General features: G+C 39.6%; 18 protein-coding genes. 12 read left to right on the forward strand and 6 right to left on the reverse strand.

The annotated features are described in order from the left end of the window. Positions 1–20: 20 nt before the first annotated feature. Positions 21–2,120, reverse strand: a complete 2,100-nt coding sequence (locus tag IEE83_RS10695; RefSeq protein ID WP_194120573.1) for an outer membrane protein assembly factor BamB family protein — start codon at positions 2,118–2,120, stop codon at positions 21–23. Positions 2,121–2,306: 186 nt separating this feature from the next. Between IEE83_RS10695 and IEE83_RS10700 the strand changes: the two genes are divergently transcribed. From IEE83_RS10700 to IEE83_RS10720, 5 genes are all read left to right on the forward strand, one after another. After that, entirely contained in the window at positions 2,307–3,260 is a 954-nt protein-coding gene (locus IEE83_RS10700) for a bifunctional helix-turn-helix transcriptional regulator/GNAT family N-acetyltransferase (RefSeq protein WP_194120574.1), read from the forward strand. An 8-nt stretch (positions 3,261–3,268) separates the two neighbouring features. Next, positions 3,269–3,682 carry a DUF2000 domain-containing protein gene (locus tag IEE83_RS10705; protein ID WP_194120575.1) on the forward strand — a complete coding sequence of 138 codons (414 nt, stop codon included), beginning with the start codon at positions 3,269–3,271 and terminating at the stop codon, positions 3,680–3,682. Positions 3,683–3,774: 92 nt separating this feature from the next. Beyond that, positions 3,775–4,251 carry a hypothetical protein gene (locus IEE83_RS10710; RefSeq protein ID WP_194120576.1) on the forward strand — a complete coding sequence of 159 codons (477 nt, stop codon included), beginning with the start codon at positions 3,775–3,777 and terminating at the stop codon, positions 4,249–4,251. 8 nt (positions 4,252–4,259) lie between these two features. Next, complete coding sequence (locus tag IEE83_RS10715; protein WP_194120577.1) at positions 4,260–5,027, forward strand: DUF72 domain-containing protein; 768 nt, start codon at positions 4,260–4,262, stop codon at positions 5,025–5,027. Positions 5,028–5,285: 258 nt separating this feature from the next. Continuing rightward, on the forward strand, positions 5,286–6,521 hold the full coding sequence (locus IEE83_RS10720; RefSeq protein ID WP_194120578.1) for a GAF domain-containing sensor histidine kinase: 1,236 nt from the start codon (positions 5,286–5,288) through the stop codon (positions 6,519–6,521). 66 nt (positions 6,522–6,587) lie between these two features. Here the strand turns inward: IEE83_RS10720 and IEE83_RS10725 are convergent, their stop codons facing one another. Continuing rightward, positions 6,588–6,935, reverse strand: coding sequence for a hypothetical protein (locus tag IEE83_RS10725; RefSeq protein WP_194120579.1), 348 nt, complete (start codon positions 6,933–6,935; stop codon positions 6,588–6,590). 689 nt (positions 6,936–7,624) lie between these two features. Here IEE83_RS10725 and IEE83_RS10730 point away from each other — a divergent pair. Further along, positions 7,625–8,692 (forward strand): fatty acid desaturase, encoded by a 1,068-nt coding sequence (locus IEE83_RS10730; protein ID WP_194120580.1) that lies wholly within the window; start codon positions 7,625–7,627, stop codon positions 8,690–8,692. Between the two features lie 185 nt (positions 8,693–8,877). After that, entirely contained in the window at positions 8,878–9,819 is a 942-nt protein-coding gene (locus IEE83_RS10735; RefSeq protein WP_194120581.1) for an NADP-dependent oxidoreductase, read from the forward strand. An 88-nt stretch (positions 9,820–9,907) separates the two neighbouring features. Here IEE83_RS10735 and IEE83_RS10740 read toward each other — a convergent pair whose 3' ends face one another. After that, the gene (locus tag IEE83_RS10740; protein WP_194120582.1) at positions 9,908–12,259 is read right to left on the reverse strand and encodes an ABC transporter permease; all 2,352 of its coding nucleotides are present in this window, start codon (positions 12,257–12,259) and stop codon (positions 9,908–9,910) included. Between the two features lie 284 nt (positions 12,260–12,543). Here IEE83_RS10740 and IEE83_RS10745 point away from each other — a divergent pair, with 284 nt between their 5' ends. Beyond that, a complete protein-coding gene (locus tag IEE83_RS10745) occupies positions 12,544–13,122 on the forward strand; it encodes a Crp/Fnr family transcriptional regulator (protein ID WP_194120583.1) in 579 nt (192 codons plus the stop codon). Here IEE83_RS10745 and IEE83_RS10750 read toward each other — a convergent pair whose 3' ends face one another. Continuing rightward, on the reverse strand, positions 13,123–15,819 hold the full coding sequence (locus IEE83_RS10750) for a carboxypeptidase-like regulatory domain-containing protein (protein WP_194120584.1): 2,697 nt from the start codon (positions 15,817–15,819) through the stop codon (positions 13,123–13,125). A gap of 188 nt (positions 15,820–16,007) precedes the next feature. On the opposite strand from IEE83_RS10750, the gene IEE83_RS10755 reads away from it, so the two are divergent. Beyond that, positions 16,008–16,862, forward strand: coding sequence for an SDR family oxidoreductase (locus IEE83_RS10755; RefSeq protein WP_194120585.1), 855 nt, complete (start codon positions 16,008–16,010; stop codon positions 16,860–16,862). A gap of 64 nt (positions 16,863–16,926) precedes the next feature. Here the strand turns inward: IEE83_RS10755 and IEE83_RS10760 are convergent, their stop codons facing one another. Beyond that, a complete protein-coding gene (locus tag IEE83_RS10760; RefSeq protein ID WP_194120586.1) occupies positions 16,927–17,520 on the reverse strand; it encodes a 2OG-Fe(II) oxygenase in 594 nt (197 codons plus the stop codon). Between the two features lie 242 nt (positions 17,521–17,762). Here IEE83_RS10760 and IEE83_RS10765 point away from each other — a divergent pair, with 242 nt between their 5' ends. From IEE83_RS10765 to IEE83_RS10775, 3 genes are all read left to right on the forward strand, one after another. Then, positions 17,763–18,101 carry a PadR family transcriptional regulator gene (locus tag IEE83_RS10765; protein WP_194120587.1) on the forward strand — a complete coding sequence of 113 codons (339 nt, stop codon included), beginning with the start codon at positions 17,763–17,765 and terminating at the stop codon, positions 18,099–18,101. Further along, positions 18,098–20,743, forward strand: coding sequence for an ABC transporter permease (locus IEE83_RS10770; RefSeq protein ID WP_228101765.1), 2,646 nt, complete (start codon positions 18,098–18,100; stop codon positions 20,741–20,743). Before IEE83_RS10765 ends, IEE83_RS10770 begins: the two co-directional genes overlap by 4 nt. A gap of 105 nt (positions 20,744–20,848) precedes the next feature. Beyond that, positions 20,849–21,118, forward strand: coding sequence for a TIGR03643 family protein (locus IEE83_RS10775; protein ID WP_194120588.1), 270 nt, complete (start codon positions 20,849–20,851; stop codon positions 21,116–21,118). A gap of 13 nt (positions 21,119–21,131) precedes the next feature. Here IEE83_RS10775 and IEE83_RS10780 read toward each other — a convergent pair whose 3' ends face one another. Next, positions 21,132–25,493, reverse strand: coding sequence for a PAS domain S-box protein (locus IEE83_RS10780; protein WP_194120589.1), 4,362 nt, complete (start codon positions 25,491–25,493; stop codon positions 21,132–21,134). Between the last annotated feature and the right edge of the window lie 102 nt (positions 25,494–25,595).

The following is a 25,595-nucleotide window of genomic DNA, read 5'->3' on the forward strand; positions in this document are numbered from 1 at the left end:
ATTTTAAATTAAAACAGCTGTTAAGGTAAAGCAAAAGCAACAAACTGATCGCCTGATTTTGTATTAAGTTTCCCGCCGCCGCAGGCAATTACAATATACTGTTTGCCATTCACAGAATAAGCGCTCGGAGAGGCGTAGCCGGCAAATGGCAATTTCGCACTCCAGAGTATTTTACCGGTTACCTTATCAAACGCCCTGATGTATTCGTCTTTGGATGCTGCAATAAATACCAGGCCGCTTGCCGTTACAAGTGGTCCGCCATAATTATCCGTACCAGTTGGTTTTATTCCTTTGTTAGTCAATTCTTTATACTCGCCAAGCGGAACCCGCCATTTTCGTTGCCCTGTGTTCAAATCTACCGCAGTAAGCGTTCCCCACGGTGGTTGGCTGATTGGATAACCATTTTTGTCATACCAACGATTATATCCTGTATGCTGGTAAGGAACGTCAGTTTTCTGGGTTGACGCCATTTCTTTTTCAGATTTTTTACCGAAAATAAAGTCAACAATTGCTTCTCTTTCGGCCTCCGGAAGATGTGAAAAAGAGGGCATCATTCCGCGGCCTTTTAGTAAAAGCTGGTGAACCTGTTTCTGATTTAATCTCTTGTCAATATTAACCAAAGAAGGGTAGGAGCCGTCATGATTTCCATTACGATCGGCGCCGTGACAAGCTGCGCAGTTTAGCATATAAAGACGGGAAGTGCCAGCTTTGTTTTCAGCAGTTGAAGGTTTTTTGACCAGCGAGGTGTATACGGGAATTTCTTTTGCCGGAACATATAAAATTCCGTCGTTATCTGCCGCTGCGCCACCCCACTGCGCACCTCCATCTGTTCCGGGGTAAAAAATCGTCATCTCAAAACCAATCGGAATATAAGCACTGCCAGTTCTGGCTTTTCTGATAAGTCCGGCAAGCGAGTCGCGGTCTGCTACAAATGAATTAAGATCTTTTTCCGTAAAACTTTGTCGTGTAAAAGGTAGTGGCAGGGTAGGTATGGGCTGCGTGGCATTTGGCTTTTCACCCGGGACTCCATCCATTGGAAATGCCGTTTCTTTTATCGGAAATAAAGGTTTTCCATTTTCTCTGTCAAAGACAAAAACGTAACCTTGCTTGGTGATTTGTACCACCGCATCAACTTTTTTTCCATGATTTATTATCGTTACCAAATTAGGCGGACAAGGCGGATCCCGGTCCCAAATATCGTGATGCACCAGTTGGTAATGCCAAATCAATTTTCCGGTTTTTGCATTTAAGGCGAGAAGACAATTGGCATAAAGGTTTTTTCCCGGCCTGTTGCCGCCATAAAAATCATAGGCTGCTGAACCCGTCGGGATATATACAATTCCTCGTTTTCTGTCAATTGCCATGCCTGCCCAGGAATTTGCTCCGCCGATATTTTGTCTAGCCGGTTGTTTTAACCATGTTTCATAACCCGGTTCTCCTTTTTCGGGAATGGTATGAAAGGTCCAGATTTTTCTGCCCGTCACCACATCAAATGCCCGAATATCCCCAAGTAATGCAGTTTCAGATTCACTGACTCTCGTTCCGGTAATGATCAGATTTTTAAAGATTGTGTTGGGCGTATTGGAAAGTATATAATCATCAGCCCCGGGCCGTTCAACTCCTTCTTTAAGATTTATTCGCCCTTGCTCTCCAAAATTTGCTATTAACTCACCGGTGTCGGCATTCAACGCATATAGCCATTTTCCCGCCCCGAAAAAAATACGTTTATCTTCTTTATTTTCCCAAAAAGTAACGCCGCGGCTGGTGGTTCCGCCATTATCAGAAATTTTTGTTTTCCAAATTTCCTTTCCCGTTTCTGCATCAATGGCAAATGCCTGTGTTTCGGCGGACACACCATATAACATTCCATTGATGACTATCGGATTACACTGCATTTGTGTACGGTTCCTGACAGTATCTGCTCCTCCGGAATGATAAGTCCAGGCGATTTTAAGCTGGGTTACATTTTCCTTATCAATCTGCGTAAGAACAGAAAAATGATTCCGGTCTCCATTTCCATTATATTCTGGCCAGTCTTCATTTGGAATAGGTGGTGTTGAAATAAAAGCGCAAATTATTATAGTCAGTGTTGACATCAGAAATATTAAGCGACTTTTCATTTGTAGTTTTTGTTTTATTTGGAATGTAAACTTTTGATAACAAGTGTATTGTGTAAGAGGAGATTTTTCACTACAAGCTTCAAATTTTAAAAGCTGGATAAGGGGAAATTATAATAGTTGAAAATAAATTACCTTATTTTATAATTTTTTTTAAATTTGCGTAATTAGTTACGTAATTAGTTTTATATGGAATTTTTTAATCATATCGGAAAAATGGCGTTGGGAAGCAGACTCCGAATGCTTACCGAAAAAATTACCGAAGATGCGGCCCAGATTTACAAACTATATGACATTGATATGCAGCCGAAATGGTTTCCGGTGTTTTATGTTTTGTCAAAAGGTGAGGAAAAAACCATTACGGCTATTGCCAGGGAAATTGGTCATTCACATCCTTCCGTCAGTAAGATCATCAGCGAAATGTCAAAAAAAGGTTTTGTCAGGGAAAAAAAGGATGAAACTGATGGCAGAAGAAATGTGGTTTGTTTGTCTGAAAAAGGAATGCAGGTTACCCATCAGATAGAAGCTCAATATGTTGATGTGGCAAGTGCTATTGATGAAATTTCGGCGCAAACGCGCAATGATCTCTGGAAAGCGATAGAGGAATGGGAATTTGTTTTAGAACAAAAATCGCTGCTGAGAAGAGTGCAGGAACAGAAAAAGTTACGGGAGAGCAGCCAGGTACAGATTGTGGATTATCAGCCTGCCTATCAGACAGCTTTCCGGAATTTGAATCAGGAATGGATATCTACATATTTTAAAATGGAGGAATCGGATTTTAAGGCACTGGATGATCCGGAGGGTTATATCCTCAATAAAGGTGGCAAAATTCTCGTCGCGCTGTACAATGGAGAACCGCTTGGAGTTTGTGCTTTGATCAAAATGGATGATCCTGATTATGATTTTGAACTTGCCAAAATGGCCGTTTCTCCCAAAGCTCAGGGAAAAAGCATCGGCTGGCTTTTAGGTCAGGCTATAATCTCAAAAGCAAAAGAACTTGGTGCAAAGAAAATATATCTTGAAAGTAATACGATTTTGAAACCTGCTATCAATTTATATCACAAGCTTGGTTTTCAAAAAGTTGCGGGCAGAATAACGCCTTATGAACGCTGCAATATTCAAATGGAATTGGTCATAAAATAAGGGAAAGGATGCGTTATGAAAACAAGATTGTCATGGTTGTAAGGAACGATCTGGAAACCTGGCAAAAACTGAATGTGGCATCATTTCTGGCGAGTTCGGTTGCAATCGGATTTCCCGAAACCCATGGTCAACCGCTTATTAATGCTTCGGGATCTCAGTATTTGCCATTGATGAAACATCCCGTTTTGGTGTATAAAGCAGATTCGCCGCAGCAAATAATCCGGGCATTTAATCGGGCAAAAGATCGTGAACTTGCGATTGGGATTTATACGCAGCCATTGTTTTCTACCAGAAATGAAGAACAAAATCTTTCAGAAATCGCGAAGGAAACAGACGAAAGTCAGGAACTGGCAGGAATTATCATTTACGGCGAAAACAGAAAAGTTGATAAGGCGATTGACGGTCTGAAACTGCATGACTAACACCATAACAATTGGGAAAATAATAGCACATTTCTACTTGGAACGGAATTTGATTTAAACTGGGAAATTATTATTCAGTTAAATCTCGGACCATGAAAGAAATTGAAAATATTGCAGGTGGACTGGCCGGTGCGCTGGCATTGAATGTATTGCATGAAAGTTATAAAAGATTTGATAGTGAGGCGCCACGCGTTGATCTTGTTGGTGAAGAAGCACTGACAAAAACAGTTGAAAGTGTAGGTTTGAAAGCTCCAAAGGGCGAAAAGTTATTCGGATTGACCCTGGCTGCTGACGTAGTGAGTAACGCCATGTATTTCAGCGCGATTGGTGTGGGCAAGAAAAAACATCTGCTGCTTCGCGGAGCCGGTTATGGATTAGCTGCCGGTCTTGGTGCGGTATTCTTTACAAAGCCATTGGGACTGGATGACACGCCGGTTACCAAAACAAACAAGACAAAAATATTAACGGTTGCCTGGTATCTTGCCGGCGGACTCGTTACTGCTTTAACCATACAAGCGCTGAAAGGAAAAATTTCGGATAAAAAACTAAGGTCATTACTAAGTTTTTAATAGTGAATATGAGCGCAAACGATAAGGGAGCATTTTATTCCGGAACCAGCGGACTTGTACTTCCGGTGCCTAATAAAGAACATTATCCTGCCGAATTCAAAGACAAAAGCCGCCTGGAATATTATGCTTCCTTGTTTAACAGTATTGAAATAAACAGTTCGTTTTATAAAATCCCGATGCCTTCGACGGTAACAAAGTGGGGTGAAAGTGTTCCCGAAAACTTTCGTTTTACCTTCAAATTGTGGCGTGAAATAACACATCCCAAGGGACTGATCTTTCAGGAAAATGATGTTCACCGTTTTATCAAAACGATCAATAATGTAGGAAATAAGAAGGCATGTTTACTGGTGCAATTTCCTCCAAGTTTGAAAATCCACATGTTTTCCCAATTGCAAAAGCTTTTGATAAACATTCAGGAAGCAGATCAGGATCGTGAATGGAAAATAGCTGTCGAATTCAGAGATGCTTCCTGGTATCATGAAGATGTGTATGATCTTGCTCATGAATTTAACGCGTCCATCGTAATACATGACAAACCTAGGTCTGCCACTCCTTTAAATGATCTTGCTGAAAATTTCAAATATCTTCGTTTCCATGGACCGAATGGCGACTACAAAGGTCATTATGAAGATGGTTTTTTAAATGATTATGCAGAAATCATTGATCAGTGGAATCATGAGGAAAAAGAAGTCTATTGTTATTTTAACAATACGGCCGGAGACGCTGTGAAAAATCTGATTAGTCTGGATACTTTGGTTACTAATTATATTAATTAAAAGTACTGTGCATATTTGTGGTGCTTAGATTTGCAATCCTGATATGCCTGGGTACTATTTAAAAAATGATATCCAAAAAGAATTTGCATTTTAGCTGGTAAAAAAAACTTAGGTATTATTCAAATCTTAAAGGTAGGTCTTGAAGTGTTTTGAGAATTGCTTTTTTTTTGACAAAAAAATAGCATTAGTTTGCTTGTAATTAACCAGATTTAGGTATTACTTGGTCTAAGGTTATCAATTGTAGTAAAAGTATTTCTCATGGAACTCAACGTTAAGGAAGAATTAATTCAAGACAAACTTCCAATACCCAAAAATGAGATGGAAAGGATCCTCAGTCTTTCCGAACTGGATCTGGATTTTTCCGATCCTCAAACTCATTTTAAAGATCTTGCGAAACTGGCTGCCAAAGTAGCGGGAACCAGTATTTCACTGGTTAACATTATTGATTCGCTCACGCAATGGACTATTTCCAATTACGGACTTGATGTGGAGCAAATGCTCAGGCAGGATACCATTTGCCAATATACCATCATGACGGATGATCATTTTGAAGTACCTGACCTGACAGAAGACGAGCGTTTTAAAGATAAATCTTTTGTGACGGGTGAGCCGAATGTAAGCTACTATTATGGCATTCCTTTACAGGTAACCAAGGGGTTGAATATTGGGGTTTTGTGTATGCTTGACCACCAGAAAAGGGTTTTGGAGCCTGAAAAAATAGAGCTGCTGAAAATCATAGCCGACGAGATTGTAGGCCGTTTGAAAACCCAGAAAGTACTGGAAGGATTGAAAGCCAAACTTTTAGAATCTCATCATACGCAGCAAAAGGTAGCTCACGATATCCGCGGGCCGCTTGGGGGAATTATTGGTCTCGCCTCGATTATCCGTGATCAGGGCGAAGATAACCAGATGGAAGAAGTTCTGGAATTTATCAACCTGATTCATAAAAGTGGAAATTCTATTCTGGATCTTGCCGAGGAAATTTTAAGCGCACATAAACCGCAGAAAAAGCGGGTAGGAAATTCTCTGAATGATTTTAATTTATTGATTTTCAAGGATAAGCTTGAAAAACTTTATAAGGCGCAGGCTGTTAATAAACATATCCGTTTCGAAGTAATAACAACCCTGGAAACTGAATCGGTGCCTTTTTCAAAAAATAAGTTATTGCAAATCGCAGGAAATCTTATTTCCAATTCCATGAAGTTCACCCCGGTGGGCGGAGAAGTAATTGTAAATCTGGATCTGGTATTAAATGATTTTTCGGAAACGCTGATAATTAAAGTAAAAGATAGTGGTATCGGCCTTAGTCAGGATGCGATTAGCTCGATCCTGTCCGGCACATCAGGCACGACGGATGGTACAGGCGGTGAGCATGGTTATGGCTTTGGACTTGCTTTGGTAAAACATCTGATAGAAAGCCTGAAAGGTAGTTTGACGATCTCGTCGGAACCAGGAGAAGGTGCTGTTTTTTGTGTGGAATTACCGCAAAATTAAAAAAAGAGGGTGCAGGATTTTTAGATTCCGGAACACCCTCTGGTACTTATTTAGTTTAGGTTATTCTTAATTTACTGTTATCCACGCTGATTCGCCCTGCGCTAATACTGGAAGTTTTTCTTTATAATTGCTTCTGGGCGTGAAAATTTCGTTTGTTAAATTTAGTGTTGAAAGTGTAGCACCTCTGACGGACCGAAACTCAAGGTAAGAGGAAAGTGAACCCGTTTTCCAGCCTTCTTTATTTTCTCCTGCTCTAAAAAAGGTTTCCATTAAACAAAAGAAAACGTATCCCTCAGGTGTTTCTCTTATGGCATACGTATAGTAATCGTCTTTGCTGTTGCTATTTTCGTAGCGGATTATTTTTTTCTTATTCATTGCCTCCGAGAATAGACTAAAATATTCCTCGTTTGTCATTCCAAATCGTTTTCGTTGAACATCGTACCATTTAGAATAACTTACGCTTTTAAAGAAGCAATAGATTTTTTATACTGAAATTTTTGTAATTATTTATTTAACGGTTTGGATTTTGTTTGTTAAAATTTGTTTAACACCGCTGGTTTCCAATGAATTGACAGAAGCTTGCATCATAATTTAGCATAACAGGAAGTGAAGTTATTTAAAAGATCGATTCCTTCATTTTGGGCGAAGTGAGTATTTAATCCCGGTTTAACTTTCATGGTAAATGATTGTTAACACTTTCAGGAATATTAGGTCAACAATGAGTTACTACGTGTATTATTGAACGTTAATATTACAGTAAAAATAAATTCTCTTACTTTGTAATATTCTAAATTAGCCGGATTAAATGTCGTATCTTTTAGGTTTCGACTTGTTATGAGCATATTGTGCAATAAAAACCTGTTATTCGAGTTTGTTTAATATAAGAACTTTGAATTTTACAAGTTGGAAATGTTAAAGTAAGCTGTTTACCGAAGGAATGAAGTTGTCGAGGAATTGAATTATAATTGCGATATCAGAATAATTACCTAAGATTAAACCCGTTTTGAAAATTTAGTTTTATATCAAGAGATTGATCTGCTGCCATTTTTCAAGACAGTCGGCAAAGAATTGGACTGTTAATATTTTTAAATAAAAATCACTCAATGGCATTTTTGGATCACGTATTACAAACCCCCTCTTATGGATGGAAGGATGATGAAGGCAATTTAATAAAACCGGACGCAGGCCAGATTTTCAAGGAATTTTTCGCAAGGCTGAATGTTTTTGCGGATATCAAAAACTGGCTTCCATTTTTTAGCTGGCTTAAAGTTTTGTGTCTGGCTCCTTTTTTATTTCTGTTTGTTTTTAAATTTTTCAGTTTCCCATTATTGGCCGCCGCTTTTGTATACAGCATGATTATCATGGGAACACATGGTACGATCTGGCATCACAGGTACTGTACACATGGAGCTTATAAATTTAAAAATAAATTTTGGCGTTTTTTTACACAGAATCTGACAATCAATGTGATTCCGGAAGAGATTTACGTGGTATCGCATCATGTACACCATGCAAAATCTGATCAGCCGGGCGATCCTTACAACGCAGAGGCGGGTTTTTTGTATTGTTTTCTGGCCGATGTGAATCATCAGCCCATTGCAAAAAACCTGAGTGAAGCAGATTACGGACGTGTAAAGTTGTTGATGAAACATACAGGTGTGACTGCAAATAATTACACGCAATATCTTAAATGGGGATCTTATGTAAATCCGGGCAGGGCGATACTTTCATGGGGACTTAACTGGGCGTTCTGGTACACTGCATTTTATCTTATGGGTGGACATGCGCTGGCTTGCACTTTGTTTGGTGCGGCAGGTTTCTGGGCAGTAGGCGTTCGTACATTTAATTATGAAGGGCATGCAAAAGGAGAAGATAAACAGCAGGAAGGTGTAGATTATAATGTTAAAGATAAGTCAATCAATCAGATATGGCCAGGTTTGGTGGCGGGCGAGTGGCATAACAACCATCACCTTTTTCCAAAAAGCGCCAGAAGTGGTTTTAAACCATACCAAATTGACATGGCATTTTATTATATCAGATTTATGAATTTTCTAGGGGCGGTTAGCTCTTACACGGATTCAAAAAAGCAATTCGATCAGCAATATCATTTGCCATATCTGGCAAAGAAAAATTCGGTGGTAAAGGTTGAGGAGAGGGTTGGAGTGGAGTAGGGGGAATTTTTTCAGGAAATTAAAAGTGTCAATGGAATTCAAGATGAATTCGGTTGACACTTTTTTTTGTTGTTTAAACAAACATCACAAAATAATAAATAAGGCATAATTTTTGACCATTCAGAATACAATGTTAACCGCCATCGTGCAACATTAGAATGTTTATTTTACGAAAAATGATTTATATGAAAGCAATCACATTAAAAGATTTCGGACCTGCGGAAAATCTGGTTTTGCAGGAAATACCAAAACCTGTGATATCTGCGGAGGAAGTATTAATTCAGGTTAAGGCGATCAGTGTGAATCCGGTTGATATAAAAACGAGATCAGGCAAAGCTCAGGCCAAGGTATTGTCGCAGTTTGATCCGATTATTCTGGGGTGGGACGCTTCCGGAGTCATTACAGAAATTGGTGAAAACGTAATGAAATTTAAAGTTGGCGACGCGGTTTTTGGTATGATTAATTTTCCGGGACATGGCAAATGTTATGCTGAATATGTGGCAGCGCCAGCTTCTCATCTTGCACTGAAACCTGAAAATGTGTCGTTTGAAGAGGCGGCCGCATCAACACTAGCGGCCATTACGGCCTGGCAGGTTTTGGTAGACCATGCCAAAATTAAAGAAAATGACAAGATCCTGATCCATGCCGCTGCGGGCGGCGTAGGGCATTTTGCAATACAAATTGCTAAACATCTTGGCGCGTATGTAATCGGTACTTCTTCCACAGAAAATAAGGATTTCGTTCTCAGTCTAGGCGCGGATCAGCATATTGACTACAAAAATGAAAGGTTTGAAGAAGTGGTCAAAGATCTCGATTTTGTACTTGATACAATCGGCGGCGACAATGCCATCCGTTCCATGGAAATCGTTAAAAAGGACGGAACAATTATCAGTATTCCTTCGGGACTGGACCCCGCGATTACTGAAAAAGGAAAGGAGAAAGAAGTCAACGTTTACAATACTTCTGTCAAATCGAATGGTGACGACGTAAAATCCATTGCCGATCTGCTATCAAAAGGAATTATAAAACCACATATTTTTCAAACCTATTCACTGGATGAAATCGTGGAAGCGCACAAGCAAATCGAAACAGGAAAAACAGTTGGGAAATTAATTATCAAATTATAAAAGGAAAAATTAAGCCACAGATACACGAATTTTTCAAGAATATAATTGGTGAAAATTCATGTATCCATGGCAAAATTTTCTATAAAACCTATTCTGATTTCAGAGATTTTACCGGATTCATCAAAGCTGCTTTAATACTTTGAAAACTCACAGTGAACAAAGCCACACTAATGGCAATCCCGCCGGCAAGCGTAAAAATACCCCAGGATAAATCAATATGATAGACAAAATCTTGCAGCCATTTATCCATCACATACCAGGCAAGTGGCGATGCAAGAATAATAGAAACCAGAATGAGTTTGATGAAATCTTTTGACAGTAAAGCAATTACACTGGCTACATTAGCACCCAGCACTTTTCTGATTCCGATTTCCTTGGTGCGTTGTTCAGCTGTGAAAGCCGCCAAACCTAGTAAGCCAAGGCATGAAATGACAATAGCGAGTATCCCGAAATATTTGATCAGAGTATTGACGATCATTTCGGAACGATACATTTTGTCATAATCTTCATCCAGAAAGTGATAGCTGAATGGATAGTCTGGATTAAATGAGCGGGTAGTTTTTTCAACGTAAGCAATGGCCTCTTTCGTTTTTCCGGGCTTGGTCCTGATCATCATATATTCTGTATTCAAACCCTTATAATTTACCAGAATGAGCGGTTGAATAGCCTGGTGGAATGAGCTTAGATGGAAATCTTTCATAACACCAACGATTGTTCCTTTTCCCATCCAGAATTTCACCTGTTTTCCAACCGGATCTTTCATTTTCATCATTTTAACAGCCGCTTCATTGACAATATAATTTGCCGTATCAGCAGCAAAATCTTTTGAAAAATCCCGGCCGTCCAGCATTTCAATATTCATTGTTTTGGCAAAATCGTAACCCACGAAAGTTGCGCTGACGGTATTGACCAAATCTTTATCCCGGCCATCCCAATCCAGATCGCCCGAATTTCCCTGGATATTTGTGGGCATTGAGCCAGTTGTGGTAGCAGATGCAATGAAAGGAGAATTCAGGATTTCCTGCCGGAAAACTTCGAGTTTATTATTTAAATTTCCTTCCAGTGTGATGTAAAGAACATTTTCTTTATTCAATCCCAAACGCTTTGTTTGAATATATTTCATCTGGCGACCAATAACCAGCATTCCTATGATCAGGAATATCGATAACCCAAACTGAAAAACAACAAGTCCTTTTCTGAGAAAAGCGCCTTTGTTAGTGAATGTCAGTCTGCCCTTCAAAATCCTGATTGGCTGTAATGACGAAAGGTAAAGGGCAGGGTAACTGCCGGCAACCATGCCTGTAATTAATACCAGCGAAATAATCGAAAGCCATAAAATCGGGTCCAGGACTTTAAGACTGATCTGCTTTTGAACCACTTCATTGAATGCAGGTAACAAACTGATTACAAAAACCATAGCCAAAAGTGCAGCAAGCCCGCTGACGATAAGCGATTCTCCTAAAAACTGCATGACGAGAAATTTCCTTTCCGCACCCACCACTTTTCTGACACCTACTTCCTTGGCTCTTTTTACAGAACGGGCAGTGGATAAATTCATGAAATTGACACAGGCAATCAGCAAAATGAATATGGCTACGATAGAAAAAACACGGACATATTCTATCCGGCCACCGGAAGGTTTCAGGTTTTCATATTCGCCGTGAAGGTATAGATCTTTCAGTCCCTGGAGAATCGGGAAACTGGCAAACTGTGGAGGCGTGTTTTTCTTAATTACTTTTTTGATGATAGCGTCGGCATGCGCAGGATCAGCCTGCGGGTTCAGGCGTACAAATGTTTTAAAGCCGAAATTGCCCCAGGTTTTCATCCAGTCCTGTTCCTGAACTTTAAAGTTGATAATCCAGTCCAGCTGAACAGATGCATTTTGAGGAATGTTTTCAAAAACTGCGCTAACCGTGTAATCCGTTGAATTGTCGAGTTTTAGAGTTTTACCGACAGCGTTTGTTTTGCCAAAATATTTTTCAGCCAGTTTTCTTGAAATGGCAATCGAAGTCGGTTGTTCAATCGCTGTTTTTGCATTTCCTTCCAAAAATGGAGTTTGAAAAACTTTGAAGAAATCCTGTGTAGCATAAAGGCCATTTTCTTTGGTGGACTTTTCTCCGACTCTGACCAGCAAATCCCTGTTCCAGGTTATTTTGGTAAGTGCTGCAACTTCGGGTACTTCTTTTTGAATAGCTTCCGACCATGGACCGGGCGTTGCTTCTCCGACAATTTTTTCACCTTTCCAGTCGGAACCGGAGCGTACCAGATAAATTTGTTCGAGATCGGGATAGAAACTATTGTAGGAAATTTCATCCCTTACCCAAAGCCATATCAGCATACTGCACGACATCCCAAGTGCCAGACCAAAAATGTTGATAAAGGAGAAAAGTTTGTTCTTCAATAAACTACGGATCGCGATTTTAAAGTAATTTTTGAACATGGCCGGAAAGTTTTAGAACTTTATGAAAAGGATTAAGTTTCAGCGTTAGGACTCCTGGTGCTTCACAAATTATATACCAAAACATGAATTATTTTTTAAGGAGCTGATGATCAAATTGTTGTAAAAATAATCGGCTTTGCAAACGTTCATTTTTGAACACTTATTTTATATAACTGAACGCATGAATTGGCCGCTTTTATTAAAATTTGAAATATTTGGAGATATTGAAATGCAATAAAAAGAGCTACCTTAATTTTATGATTTAGCCCCAATCAAAACAGTTTATGTTATCAGTTTTTAAAAAATATCTTACAGAAAAAGTTACGCTGTCCGAAGAAGAATGGGAAACCATTGCTTCTGTATGTATTGTAAAGAAAATCAGGAAACAGCAGTTTCTTTTGGAACAGGGCGACGTTTGGCGTTATAATGCTTTTATTTGTGAGGGATGTTTGAGACGATATAGTATTGATGATAAAGGGATTGAACACATAATCCAGTTTAGTACTGAAAACTGGTGGGCTGGCGACAGGCAAAGTCTGATGAACGAAACGCCCTCGAAGTATAATGTGGACGCTATTGAAAATTCGGTAGTAATTCTGATCAGAAAAGAAGATTTTGAAATGCTCTGCAAAAAAATACCGGCTTTTTACGAGCTGACAAACACGATATTGCAAAGAAGTTTTAACGCTTCCCAGGAAAGAATCAACGCAGTGATCAGTATGACTGCGGAAGAAAAATATCTCAACTTTTTATCCTCATTTCCTGGTTTGGCCAATCGTGTTCCAAGGCATATGGTGGCATCTTATCTGGGCATCACACCTGAAACGCTTAGCAGAATCCGAAAACAGATTATGGAAAAATGATTATTCAATTACATGAATAATTGCCTCCGAGTGAATCGTATTTCCCCTGTTGGTAACGCCTTCCACAATAACCCGGAAATTTCCTGTTTGTTCAGATGTAAAAAAGGAAAGCTCCACAGGAATATGTGTGGATGTCATCTCAACACGAGGATTCCAGTAAAGCGTTGAGCGGTTATCCGTATGACTTGCGTCTGGTTTAAAAAGATCATAATCAGGTTGTGGAAAAGGAAGCATTCTATCAAATCCGTGTGCACTGAAATAGGATAAAGCCCTGGAATCAACTTCGCTGGTTTTTTTTGTAAAGATATTAATGAGCCCATTGGAGCCGTTAGCTCCCTGGTTAGCACTTATCATACCGTTAACTTCAACGTGATCAATCATGGTTGGATTTATCTGAAATAGTCTGTTCCCGGCAGTTTCCCCGGTTACCATTACATTGTCAATATATAAATTGGGTTCATTCGGACGGCCGTCTTTTCCGGTAATAGTGAAGCGATTCCAGATCAGAAACCAGTTATTATCTTCGGAAATCAGTTTGAAACCTGGAATTTTGGCTGCGATAGCTTCGGCCGCACTGCCAAAATTTCCCATACTTTGTCCTTTAATATAGAAATCAGGATTGGCATAACCATTTTCCGGTTTGACTATTTTAGTACCGGTCACCTTAAATTCTTTGAGCAAATTAGCCCGAAGCGTATCATTTGAATTGTAAACACGGGGAGTCGCCAGCGATTTGTGTTTCAAATTAGAGACAGGTAATTTTTCAGGGAGGTAAGGCGTATCCTGGTTTACGACAATGATTTTTCCTTCCGAAGGCTGAAAAACGAATTTTGTGCTGTCATAAAATATCATGTTTTTGAGCGAAAACTCGCCAGTATTTGTCGTGACAGCCTGGAAAATTCCGCCCATATTTTCGGGAATAAAAGTCAGTTTTGCTTTCTTCGGTTTTCCTTTTTTATCCTGATAAATACCGTCGAGCGAAATACCGGCTTCTATCGGATATTTAAATTCTGTGGCCATTACTTTTGGCACCGCAAGCATTTCAAAATCATTTTTTATACTTGCTGATTCCGTTGCAGGAACTGTCAGTTTTTCGTCCAGAACTGTTACAGAAAATGTGCCTTTTACCAGATTATTTAAAATAGTACTATCAAGCCCAAAGGTCATTTTAACCCTGCTCATTGTTTTATATTCTGTCTTGTCAAATTTTACTTTTAGCAAATTATCAGCAACAGGTACGGAAGCAATTCCTTCAATACCTTCGGCTGGACTTAAAATGGTAACAGGTTTATAAAAAAACTGATCAATACCATAGTTTCTCATCCATTGCGTGTAGGCTCTCAAAACATAATTTCCAGGCAATATCTTCGAAGGAATTTGTATAGATCCGGCAGCTCTTCCGCTATCGATCGGGATGACAAGATTTTTACTGATTTTTTTATCGGCTGCTATAAGATCGACATACAGCACCTTGCTTAACGTATCCATAAGTCCGGGCGTGCTGTAATTCATAAAACCACTGAACCAGATATTTTCACCCGGATAATAATACGGCCGGTCGGTGTGCAGATATACTTTTTCCTGAAGACTTTTTGCCAGTAAACTTTCCGGCGATTGGACCGTAATGATACTGCCCGGTTTGTAATCAAACGGCAGCATTCCGGATACACGTCCATCAGCCATACTACCGGAAATAGCAACATCGGTAGGATTCAGAATTGTACCTTCCTTGTTGGTCAGAATGTAACCATTTCTTGTTTCAAGCCAGCTTACCGGATTGTTTACATCCAGATAAAATCGATTTTTTGTATAGTCCAGTTTGTTATGAACCTCCATTTTTTCCTTCACACCAATCCTGAATTCATTAATTCCCGATAGCCGGGCAACCATCCCGGTTGTATCATATGGTAAAAGGTTATGTTTAATTTCCAGACTGAAATTATCGCTTCGAGGGCTACCTTTCAGTTTATCCTTGTAAATCACAAAACCGTGTTTACTCATGTTTCCATCAAGAATCGATTTCATAAGAAATTTGGCGGAAGCCCGGTATGCGCTTTCACGATTTTTCATCCAGGTTGCAGCCACAGATTTGTCCGTTGTTTCCATTTCTGTGAAGCGGATATTACCTACAATCGAAAATTCTGTCGCTGAAAAACTGAATTTTTTCAACTGAAAAAAAAATTTGTAACCCAATACATCGTTTTCAATTTCAAGCGGAACCGATGCTTTGGCAGTCATCATGTTGTTTTCCTCAGTAAAATCAAGCACCCACGAATTCAGTATTTTACAATTGGCATTATTGCCAAAGAAAACTTTTTCGAATTTTTTTAATTGCTTTTCCCAGTTTTTATCTCTTCCGGATTTGATCGCGACTTCTGACAATTGCTGGGAATCTGCAATGAGTAAGATGGATAAAGGAACATTTCCAGTTTCTTTAACGACAACTTTAAGCTGCTGCGGAATATAACCAATAAAGGAAAAAACGATCTCAGCGGAGCCCAATGGCAGATTTGGCAAAGTGAATTTACCCGATGTATCAGTTGTAACTCCGATTGTTGTGTTGTTGATATAAACATTGGTAAAAGGCAGCGGTTCCAGTGTTTTGGCATCAATTACCCGGCCGGAAATTTTTCCTGTTTGTGCTAATATATTGCCCGAAATAAAAATAAAGAAGATGAGGAGTGAAATGTGCTTCATATATCATGATTTATGATATTAATATACGTCAAAATTCCTTTATTTCTTTAAGCAGCTTATTATAATTTAACCAAGATGTTATGAATCCGTTTTCTTGATATTTATCAAGCCCGATTGTATCATATATCAATGGAGCGGGCGCCTGTTGCCGGTAATTTTGTATCAACAAATTTAAACAGCGAAACAAAATGTCAAGTATTATTTTAATAACAGGAACAAGTACAGGTTTTGGTAAATTAATGACAATCACCTTGTCGGAAGCCGGCCATACTGTGATTGCAGGTATGCGTGGTATAAATGGAAAAAATGCAGAAGTTGCAAAAGAATTATCCGCGTTACCTAATGTTGAAGTTGTAGAACTTGAAATAACCAGCGATGAATCCGTTCTGAATGCAGTAACACAAACATTAGCCAAATATGGTAAAATTGATGTGCTGATCAACAACGCAGCCGTTTCCGGTTTTGGATTATTGGAAGGTTATTCAATCGAGCAGGTGAAAAAAATGTTTGATGTCAATTTCTATGGTGTATTAAGAACTTACCAGGCAGTTTTACCGTCTATGCGTAGGAATAAAAATGGCTTGATCATCAATATCACATCCGGTGCGAGCGGACATACACTGCCTTTTATGATTCCTTATTTAGCTTCAAAATTTGGGGTTGAAAGCATTACAGAAGGTTTGCAGGATGAATTAAAAGATTATGGAATCGAGAATGTCAGTATTCAGCCGGGCGTTTATCCTACCGAAATGAACAACGGCAGCAAAGCAGGAATACATGCCGACAAGCCAGAAATAATTGAGGAATATGGTGACGCCGCAACACAGAAATTCAACGCTTTGGGAGCTGCTTTGTTTGGCAAAATGGCAACGTATAACATGGATCCGCAAACCATCGCCGACGGTGTGTTGAAGCTTGTCAATATGGAAAAGGGAACACGTCCTTTGCGCATGCCATTGGATGCTATTGCAGAAGGAACTGATATTGAGTTTATTAATGCAAGAGCCGAAATAAAAAGCAGATGGGTAGCCAAATATAATTAATCATAATTTTTATAACAAAAGAAGTCCTTACCACATCGGCAAGGACTTTTGTGTTATACCGGGCTCAATTAATTTTCAACCATCCGGTAATGCTCATCCTGGGTTTATTAGTTAGTAAAACTTCGTGTTCCAATTCACTGCTTTTGAAAAAAACGCTTTTCCCGTTCACAGGAGATATATTTTGTAAAGTATCTTCATGATGAATACATAATTCTCCACCATCATTTTCTTTCCAGTCGGCGTTCAGATACATAATCATTGAATATTGCCGGCTGCTGTTGTTTTTGAACTGGTCAATATGTTTTTTATAAAAACTGCCTTTTTCATACATCGTATAATGAAATTCGTAACCGGTAATTCCCGTATAACAAGTGCTGTTGAGATGGCTGATAAAACCGTCCATCAGATCGAAAAAATCATTTTCGTATGGATCATTATGATTGCGGTCGAGCCAGTAAATTTTATCGCTTCTTACCAGTTTGTCGTGTGCAGTAATCTTCTCGTTTCCGGTTCCTGCGGATAAAAGCTGTTTTCCGGAATACAATTCATTAAGGTTGTCTTTCAGATGCGCGGCCAAAGACGGACTTAAAAAATTTTCTGCAATGCCCACCTTATTTTCAATGAAACTGTCGATGAGGGTATTAAAGATATCTACCAAGCAGATGTGGTGAAGAATGAATTCGGCAAAACGCCATGTATGGAAGGTACGTCTTATTTATGGTTTAATAAGCTGAAATAATTCTCCTGGAAAATATTGTACGCTCCTGAACCGTATTGTCCGCAAATGAACAGTAATTGATTGACTCAATTTTTCAAATTATTGATTATCAATAATTTATAGATTAACAATTTTCTGGCAAGTTATTTGTACGACAAAATAGAAACTAATCATTCAGGCGGATGAAACGAACTTATTTGGGTGAATTTGAAGAAATTGTGTTGCTCATGGCCGTCATTCTTGACGAACAGGCATATGGAGCGACAATAAATCAGGAGATCGACGAGCGAACCGGACGGAAAGTTACTTTCGGGACCGTTCACAATACTTTGATCAGACTGGAAGAAAAAGGATTTTTAACGTCGCGTCTTGGTGGTGCGACAACGGAAAGAGGAGGGCGCCGAAAAAGAATTTTTACAGTGACTGCATCGGGAAGCCGTGCACTTCTTGATATTCAGCAGTTGCGCAAAGAGCTTTGGGAACTGGTTCCTCCAAATTTAATTCAACTGAGCGGTTTATGAAATCATCAGGCCAAAATTATCCGCCTCGCTGGATAGAAAAAATACTAACCTGGTTTCATCCCGAAGAAACCCTGGAAGAAGTTTTGGGAGATCTGGAAGAATTGTATGCATACTGGTATAAAGAAAAGGGAAGTTTTTATGCCGTTTTCCGTTACGTTTTTAGCGTCTTTTCCGTTTTGCCTCCATTTGTTCGTCAGCGAAAACCTAAACAGGAATATTCAAAACCTTTAATTTTTCATCCGGATATGATACAAAATTATTTTAAAGTCGCTTTCCGAAACCTGCAAAAGAATAAGCAGTATTCTTTTATTAACCTGACGGGTTTGACTTTGGGTCTGGCCGTTGCTATCACTTTATTCTGGATTGTCAGGTTTGAGTACAGTTTTGATAACTATCACGCAAAAGCGGACCGGATTTATAGAATTTCTTCTACTGACAGGTTCGGTGCGAAACAATCTCATGTGCCTCAGGGTGTTATTAAAGCACTCAACACACAAATCCCGGGTGTTGAAATGGCTGCAAATTTACAAGGTGTAGGTTCTGCCAGTGTCAAGGTTGGGACGGAAGTGTTTGACCAGAAAAATGTCTTCTTTTCACCGCCGCAGTTGCTGAAAATTCTGGATGTGAAGTGGATTGAGGGTTCACCGGAAAATTCTTTGAGCGCCGTAGGAAATGTTGTTCTGGATGAAGAAACGGCCCAAAAATTGTTTCATGGTGATGCCATGCATAAGACTTTTCGTTTTGATAATAAGATCGATCTGACCGTTTCGGGTGTAATAGAAAAGGTGCCGTCCAATTCTGAATTACCTTTTCAAATGATCATTTCGAGAGAAACATGGAAGCGGCTGCAACCGGAATTTCAAAATGAAGAATATTGGGGTGGGGGAGATTCGATGAACCAAGGTTTTGTTTTGCTGAAAGAAAAAGGTTCTCCGGAATCAGTGAATCGTCAGCTGACCAAAATGGTCCAAAAATATAAAGACGAAACCATTATCCGCTCGTATGAACTGCAACCGCTGTCTAAAATGCATTTTGATACAGATAAAGACAGTTATAACTATTCAATGCCGCAATGGCTGATTTACACGCTGATCAGTATCGGTTTGTTTTTAATTTTCATTGCCTGTATCAATTTTGTAAATCTTGCTACTGTTCAGGCCATTCAGCGCAGCCGTGAAATAGCGATGCGGAAAATACTCGGGAGCGGGAAAAAACAATTAATCGCTCAGTTTTTCGGTGAAACATTTGTGCTTGTTTTTATTGCTATCCTGCTGGGCAGTTTGCTGTCCACAAATCTGATACAATATTCGTCTGAGCTCATCAATACAAAAGTGGCCGATTCCTCGGTCTGGGAATTCAGCACAATAATTTTTCTTTTTGTTCTGGCTTTGGTTGTGACATTACTGGCTGGCATATATCCGGCTATTGTTTTAACAGGATTTCAGCCGATCAAGGCTTTGCAAAATAAAATTTTTGTACCCATTAGAAAAGGGATTTCCTTGCGCTCGACGCTCGTAGTTTTTCAATTTGTGATTGCACAGGTACTCATTATCTGCACAATTCTTGGCATAAAACAAATCCGGTATTTTTATGAAAAAGACTTGGGTTTTGAAAAAAGTGCGATCATAACCGTTCCCATGCCTGAACGTGGAAATAACAATCTGAGGGAGCGTTTCCGGCAGAATTTATCACGTCATTCTGAGATAAAAGACGTTGCTTTTGGGCTTACAACCCCGGCAAGTAAGCGAAACCACTGGTGGGGTAATGTATTGAATCCGAATTTTCCTGGAAATGAAGAATCATTCCGTATCCAGCATGTTGATACTAATTATTTCAGTTTTTTTCACATTCCATTGGTCGCTGGCCGTGGACTTACTTCATCCGATACTACAACCGGTTTTAAGACCAATGCGGAAAATACGGATGTGCTTATCAACGAGAAGGCTGCCAAAGATATGGGATTTCAAAATCCGGAAAAGGCACTGGGACAGCGACTGGTTATTTGGGATGGTAAAGCGACTGTCGTCGGAGTGGTGAAAAATTATTATTCAGAGACACTGAAAGGTAATCTCATGCCGCATGTTTATTTATACAGATCCTGGAATTTTCAACTTGCCAGTATTCGCATTTATCCGGCTCACAAAGCGGAGGCCATTCAGCATATTGGAGAAGATTGGAAAGCTCTGTTTCCCAATAATTATTACGATCCCAAGTTTTTGGAAGATGATATTAAAAGCTTTTACGATAATGAACAAAAGCTTTCAAATTTCCTCACACTTTTTGCGGGCGTCGGAATTATCATAGGAAGTCTGGGGCTTTTCGGTTTGGTTTCTTTTGTCGTAACGCAGCGAACAAAGGAAATTGGTGTTCGAAAAGTATTGGGAGCTACTGTTGCCAGTATCATTACACTTGTTTCAAGAGATTTTTTAGTGATGGTAACCATCGCGTTTGTGATCGCCTCACCGCTGGCCTGGTATGTGATGAAAGCTTTTTTATCAGATTATACTTACAAAATTGATATTGAAATCTGGGTTTTCATAGTGGCCGGAATACTGACAATCGGCGTAGCATTTTTGACGGTCAGTATCCAAAGTATAAAAGCCGCTCTGATGAATCCGGTTAAAAGTTTAAAATCTGAATAAATTTAGTTCATCAGTTTTATCGGGGATAAGGGGTTAGTCTTATTCCCGATAAAACGATTGATCAGGTTTGCACGGTTTTTGTATCAGTTGTTAAAAACAAAAATTATGACCGCAGAGGAAACCGACAGAATTATTGAAATGGCCTGGGAAGACAGAACGCCGTTTGAAGCAATTGAAGCACAATTTGGAATATCTGAAAACAGCGTGATCCGGTTGATGCGCGGGGAATTGAAGCGAAGCAGTTTTAATTTATGGAGAAAAAGAGTCAACAGTGGTGTAAGTCAGAAACACTTGCTGAAAAGAGATTCGGCTATCAATCGTTTTAAATCAAAGATGCAACGTGCTGTTACTATGAACGTTATCAGTAAACGTTAAACTGATAAAAAGATTATTGCTCGGCAAGAATGGGTAAAAGATATTCAATTTCAGTTTCCAGTTCTGTCAGTAATTTTTCAATAAAAGTTTTGTCAAAAACAGTTAAACGTTCCAAAATTCCCGAAAGCTCGGCAACATGATTAAGGTAAACAGATGAAGAAGAGCCTTTCAATTTATGTCCGGAAGCTTTGATTGCTATCAGATCTTGTTTTGCGAAAGACTGTTTTAAATCTGATAAATTATTGTTTAGTCCGTTTTTGGTCAGTTCCAGCAGTTCACGAATAAACTCTTTATCATTCATGTAAGTGCTGTTAAGTTTTTCAATATCAAAATGATTGCTATCAGATACCGAGGCGGGATCCATTTTATTCTCTTTATTTCGAGGGGCGTCCAGGCCTAAAAATTTATTCAGCATCTGCCAGATTATATCTTCAACAAAAGGCTTCGTCACAAAATCATCCATACCGGCTTCAAGGCACTTTTCCTTTTCACCTTTTACATTGCCGGCTGTCAGCGCGATGATTGGAACGTGATTTTCGCCTTCAAGATCTCTGATAGCCACCGTTGCTTCGTAACCATTCATTTCGGGCATTTGCACATCCATGAAAATGATTGCAGGTAATTGTTTTTTACATAATTCAACTGCTTTCAAACCGTTCTCAGCCTCTATAATTTCCGCGTTTGGTGCAATTTTTCTTATTACGGTTTTTGCCAAAAACATATTAACCGGATTATCCTCTGCAATCAGAATGACAAGTCCGCTTGTGTCAATTTCATTACTTCCGGGTAAAAGATGATATTCTTCAATTTTTCCCTTTTGGGACAACCGGGAAAGCGACATAAAAATATCATTCAGTTTGATGGGTTTCATCAAACGGTAATTTACTTTCAAATCTTCACATCCTTTTAAAACAGCTGCATCATCCGCAGAGCTGTTCAGCAACACAATTGGAAGTTGGTCCGCACTCAATCCATAGGTGATCCGAAGTTCTCTGATCGTTTCCAGTCCATCCAGCTGCGGCATATGATAATCCATCAGGACAGCGTCAAAAACCATTTCCCCGTTTACAATCATATCCAGCGCTTCCAAGCCGCTTTTTGCCTGAGAAGATTCAATTTTCAGGATTTCAAGCATTTTTTCAAGGATGATGCGATTATTGTCATTGTCATCTACAATAAGAACTCGCTTGATAGCATCGACATGTTCCCACAGGATAGGTTCTCCCGGTTCTGATTTCAGGGTCAGGTCAAAAAAGAAAGTACTGCCAATTCCCGGAGCACTTTTTAGTTGAAGATGACTTCCCATCATACCTAAAAGCTTGTTGGAAATTGTCAAACCAAGCCCTGTGCCGCCATATTTTTTTGTTGTAGAACCGTCTTCCTGCAAAAATGCTTCAAATATTTTTGCCTGTTTTTCTTCCCTGATTCCGATACCGGTATCGCGCACCGAAAACCGACACGTAACCTGACTATTATCTTCGGGTTTATATTCAAGCATTTCAATTTTTAGCTCAATTTCCCCGCTTTCGGTAAATTTGGCGGCGTTGCTAAGCAAATTAATCAAAACCTGTTTCAGCCTGATTTCATCAACCCACACGAAACGGGGTAAATCGGCAGGAATGTTAAGCAGCATTTCCAGACCTTTATTCTGGATCGGAAATGAAATAATGTCGGCTGATTGCGAGGCAATTTCAAAAATATCACACTGATCTATATCCAGTTCCAGTTTGCCGGCTTCAATTTTTGAAAAGTCCAGAATATCGTTGATGATGTTCAGCAGCGCTGTTCCCGATTGGTTTACAATCCCCAAGTATTGTTTTTGTGTATCATTCAGCTGGGTTTTTAAAACCAGATCCGTAAAACCGATAATTCCGTTGAGCGGCGTTCTGATCTCATGACTCATGTTGGCCAGAAATTCAGATTTGGCAATATTCCCTTGTTCGGCAAGAAGTTTGGCGTGTTTCAATTCGTCTCTTCCAAGCGCAGTTTCAGTGATGTCCTGCGTGAACATCATAATCCCGCCAATCGAACCGTCAAAATGATACCATGGCCGCACTTCCCATTTGAGGTATTGTTCATGATCCCATCCCGGAGGTATCCACATTTCTTCTTCTTTTGTCACAATTGCGCCCATCAATGCCCTTTGATGAATCTCTTTCCAATTGTCTCCAATGTTGGGGAAAACCTCGTAATGTGTTAAACCAATAATATCGCGGTCTGTCAAATGATATTCTTCAAGCCATTTTCTGCTGATAGCCAGATATTTAATGTCTTTGTCAAACATGGCCACAGCGGCAGGCGCGTGCTCCACAAAGGCCAAAAGTCTGGCGCGTTCGGCGATAAGTTCCTGTTCCGCTTTTTTACGCGCAGACAAATCGGTTGCTACGCCGAGGTATCCGATAATCGCATTATCAAGGTCGCGAATCATCGTTACTGCCAAGGAAACCGGAAAAAGCTCGCCGTTTTTTGTTTTATAAGTACATTCCCTTACTTCAAAACCATCTTTTTCTGCCTTGTGAACCAGCGCCCGGAAACCATTAATTGGCATGCCATACTGTTCACTTAATTCTGCCGACCGCTTTTTTAATTCATCCGTCGTATGAAAAATTTCCGGAGTGAAATGTCCAATTGCTTCTTCACATGCATAACCCAAAAGATTCTCGGCACCCTTATTAAATACTGTGATTAAGCCATTGACGTCGGTAGCAACAATGCTGACGGCGGAAGCGGCGTTCAATACGTCGTCCAGTAATTTTCTGGATTTAGCGGTTTCAAGTTCAGCCCTTTTTTTCTCGTCAATATCCTGAAACGTTCCGTAAATTCTTTTACAAATTCCGTTTTCCATTTCAGCATTTCCAATAATTCGAACCCAGATGGAATTCCCTTTTGCGGTGGCTAATTCAAGTTCCAGATCGTAACCTTTTCCTTCGGCAATGTCCAGTTCCACCGCTTTCATAAGCATTTTTCTGCTGTCTTCATCCGGATAAAACTGATAAGCAGTAACCAAATCTGGTTCATAATCAGGATCAACTTCATGGATTTGCCTGGTGACTTCCGACCAGTTTACCTTTCCGGAAGCAATATCCACTTCCCATCCACCAACACGCGCGGTCCTGTTAGTTTGCACCAGCATTTCCTGAGTTCTTTGCAAGCGCTCGGCAAGTTGCTGACTTTCAGTCACATCAATGGAATTGCCAACGATATAATCCTCTCCGTAAGGATTGTGTACAAGAATATTATGATAGCTCCATATCAGATAAGAACCGTTTTTATGCTGCGTAGTCATCAGCCCGCTGGATTTTCCGGTTTCTTTTATTTCTTTCAAATAATATTGAAGCGCATAATGATGTTTGGCAGGAATCAGGTCTGCAAGCCCCATCGTCAAAACCTCCGTTGTGGAATAACCCAGCAACTGAGCACCGGCTGCATTGACCGTTATAAAGTTACCTTTAAGATCATGTGTGCACATCAGTCCCTGAGAATTTTCAAAGAACGAGCGGAAATTATCTTCGCTGATCTGTAATTTTTGCTCCTGAATTTTCTCTTCGGTAATATTCCGTGCAATAGCAAAAATATTTCCGGTTGAAGGTTCGGGTGTGGCAACCCATTGCAGATATAAATATTCTCCGCTTTTCTGACGGAATCTTTGTGTGAAATTTATACCGGGAACTCCCGAAGAAAGCTTGGAAATCTGGTTGTAAGTGTTTTCCAGATCATCCGGATGAGTAAGTTCGAAAAAGGAAGTTCTGAGAAGAAATTTCTCATCCCAACCAAGTAATTGTTCAAAGGCAGGATTAATCTGACGAAAATAGCCATCCGCACCGGCAATGCATATCAGGTCATTGGACAGCTGAAAAATTCGCTCAAAATATTTTAATTCCTGGCGTTTCCGCTGATCTACGATAAGCGACATAACCTGCTCTGCTATTAATTTCAGAGCATTTTTTTGCTGGTCGCTAAGTTTTCTGGCTTTATCATCAAGAACGCAAAGCGTACCCAGAGCAAAACCTTTTGGATCAACCAATGGGACACCTGCGTAAAAACGAATGTGTGGATTTCCCGTTACGAGTGCATTATCCTTAAAACGTTCATCACTGGTGGCATCTTCAATCTCAAAAATTACATTTTCCATGATCGAATACTGGCAAAATGCAAGATCTCGGGATGTCTCTGGTATATCAAGTCCTTTTTTTGATTTGAACCACTGCCTTTTTTCGTCAATCAGAGATACAAGTGAAATCGGAGTGTCGCAAATTACAGAAGCAAGCTCGGTGAGCCGGTCAAATTCTTTTTCACTATACGTGTCCAGAATCTGGTAGTTTTTCAGTGCTTTTAACCTTTCATTTTCGTTATGAGGAATGGGAAGGTATTTCATTGTACGTTGAGTAATTCGAGTTCAAAATCTTCTAAATCTGCAAATTTTTTTTGAATTAATAAAAAAATGTAACCGTTACGTGCTTAATCAAATCTGTTTTGC

It is taken from the genome of Dyadobacter subterraneus (genome assembly GCF_015221875.1).
Classification (GTDB): Bacteria; Bacteroidota; Bacteroidia; order Cytophagales; family Spirosomataceae; genus Dyadobacter; species Dyadobacter subterraneus.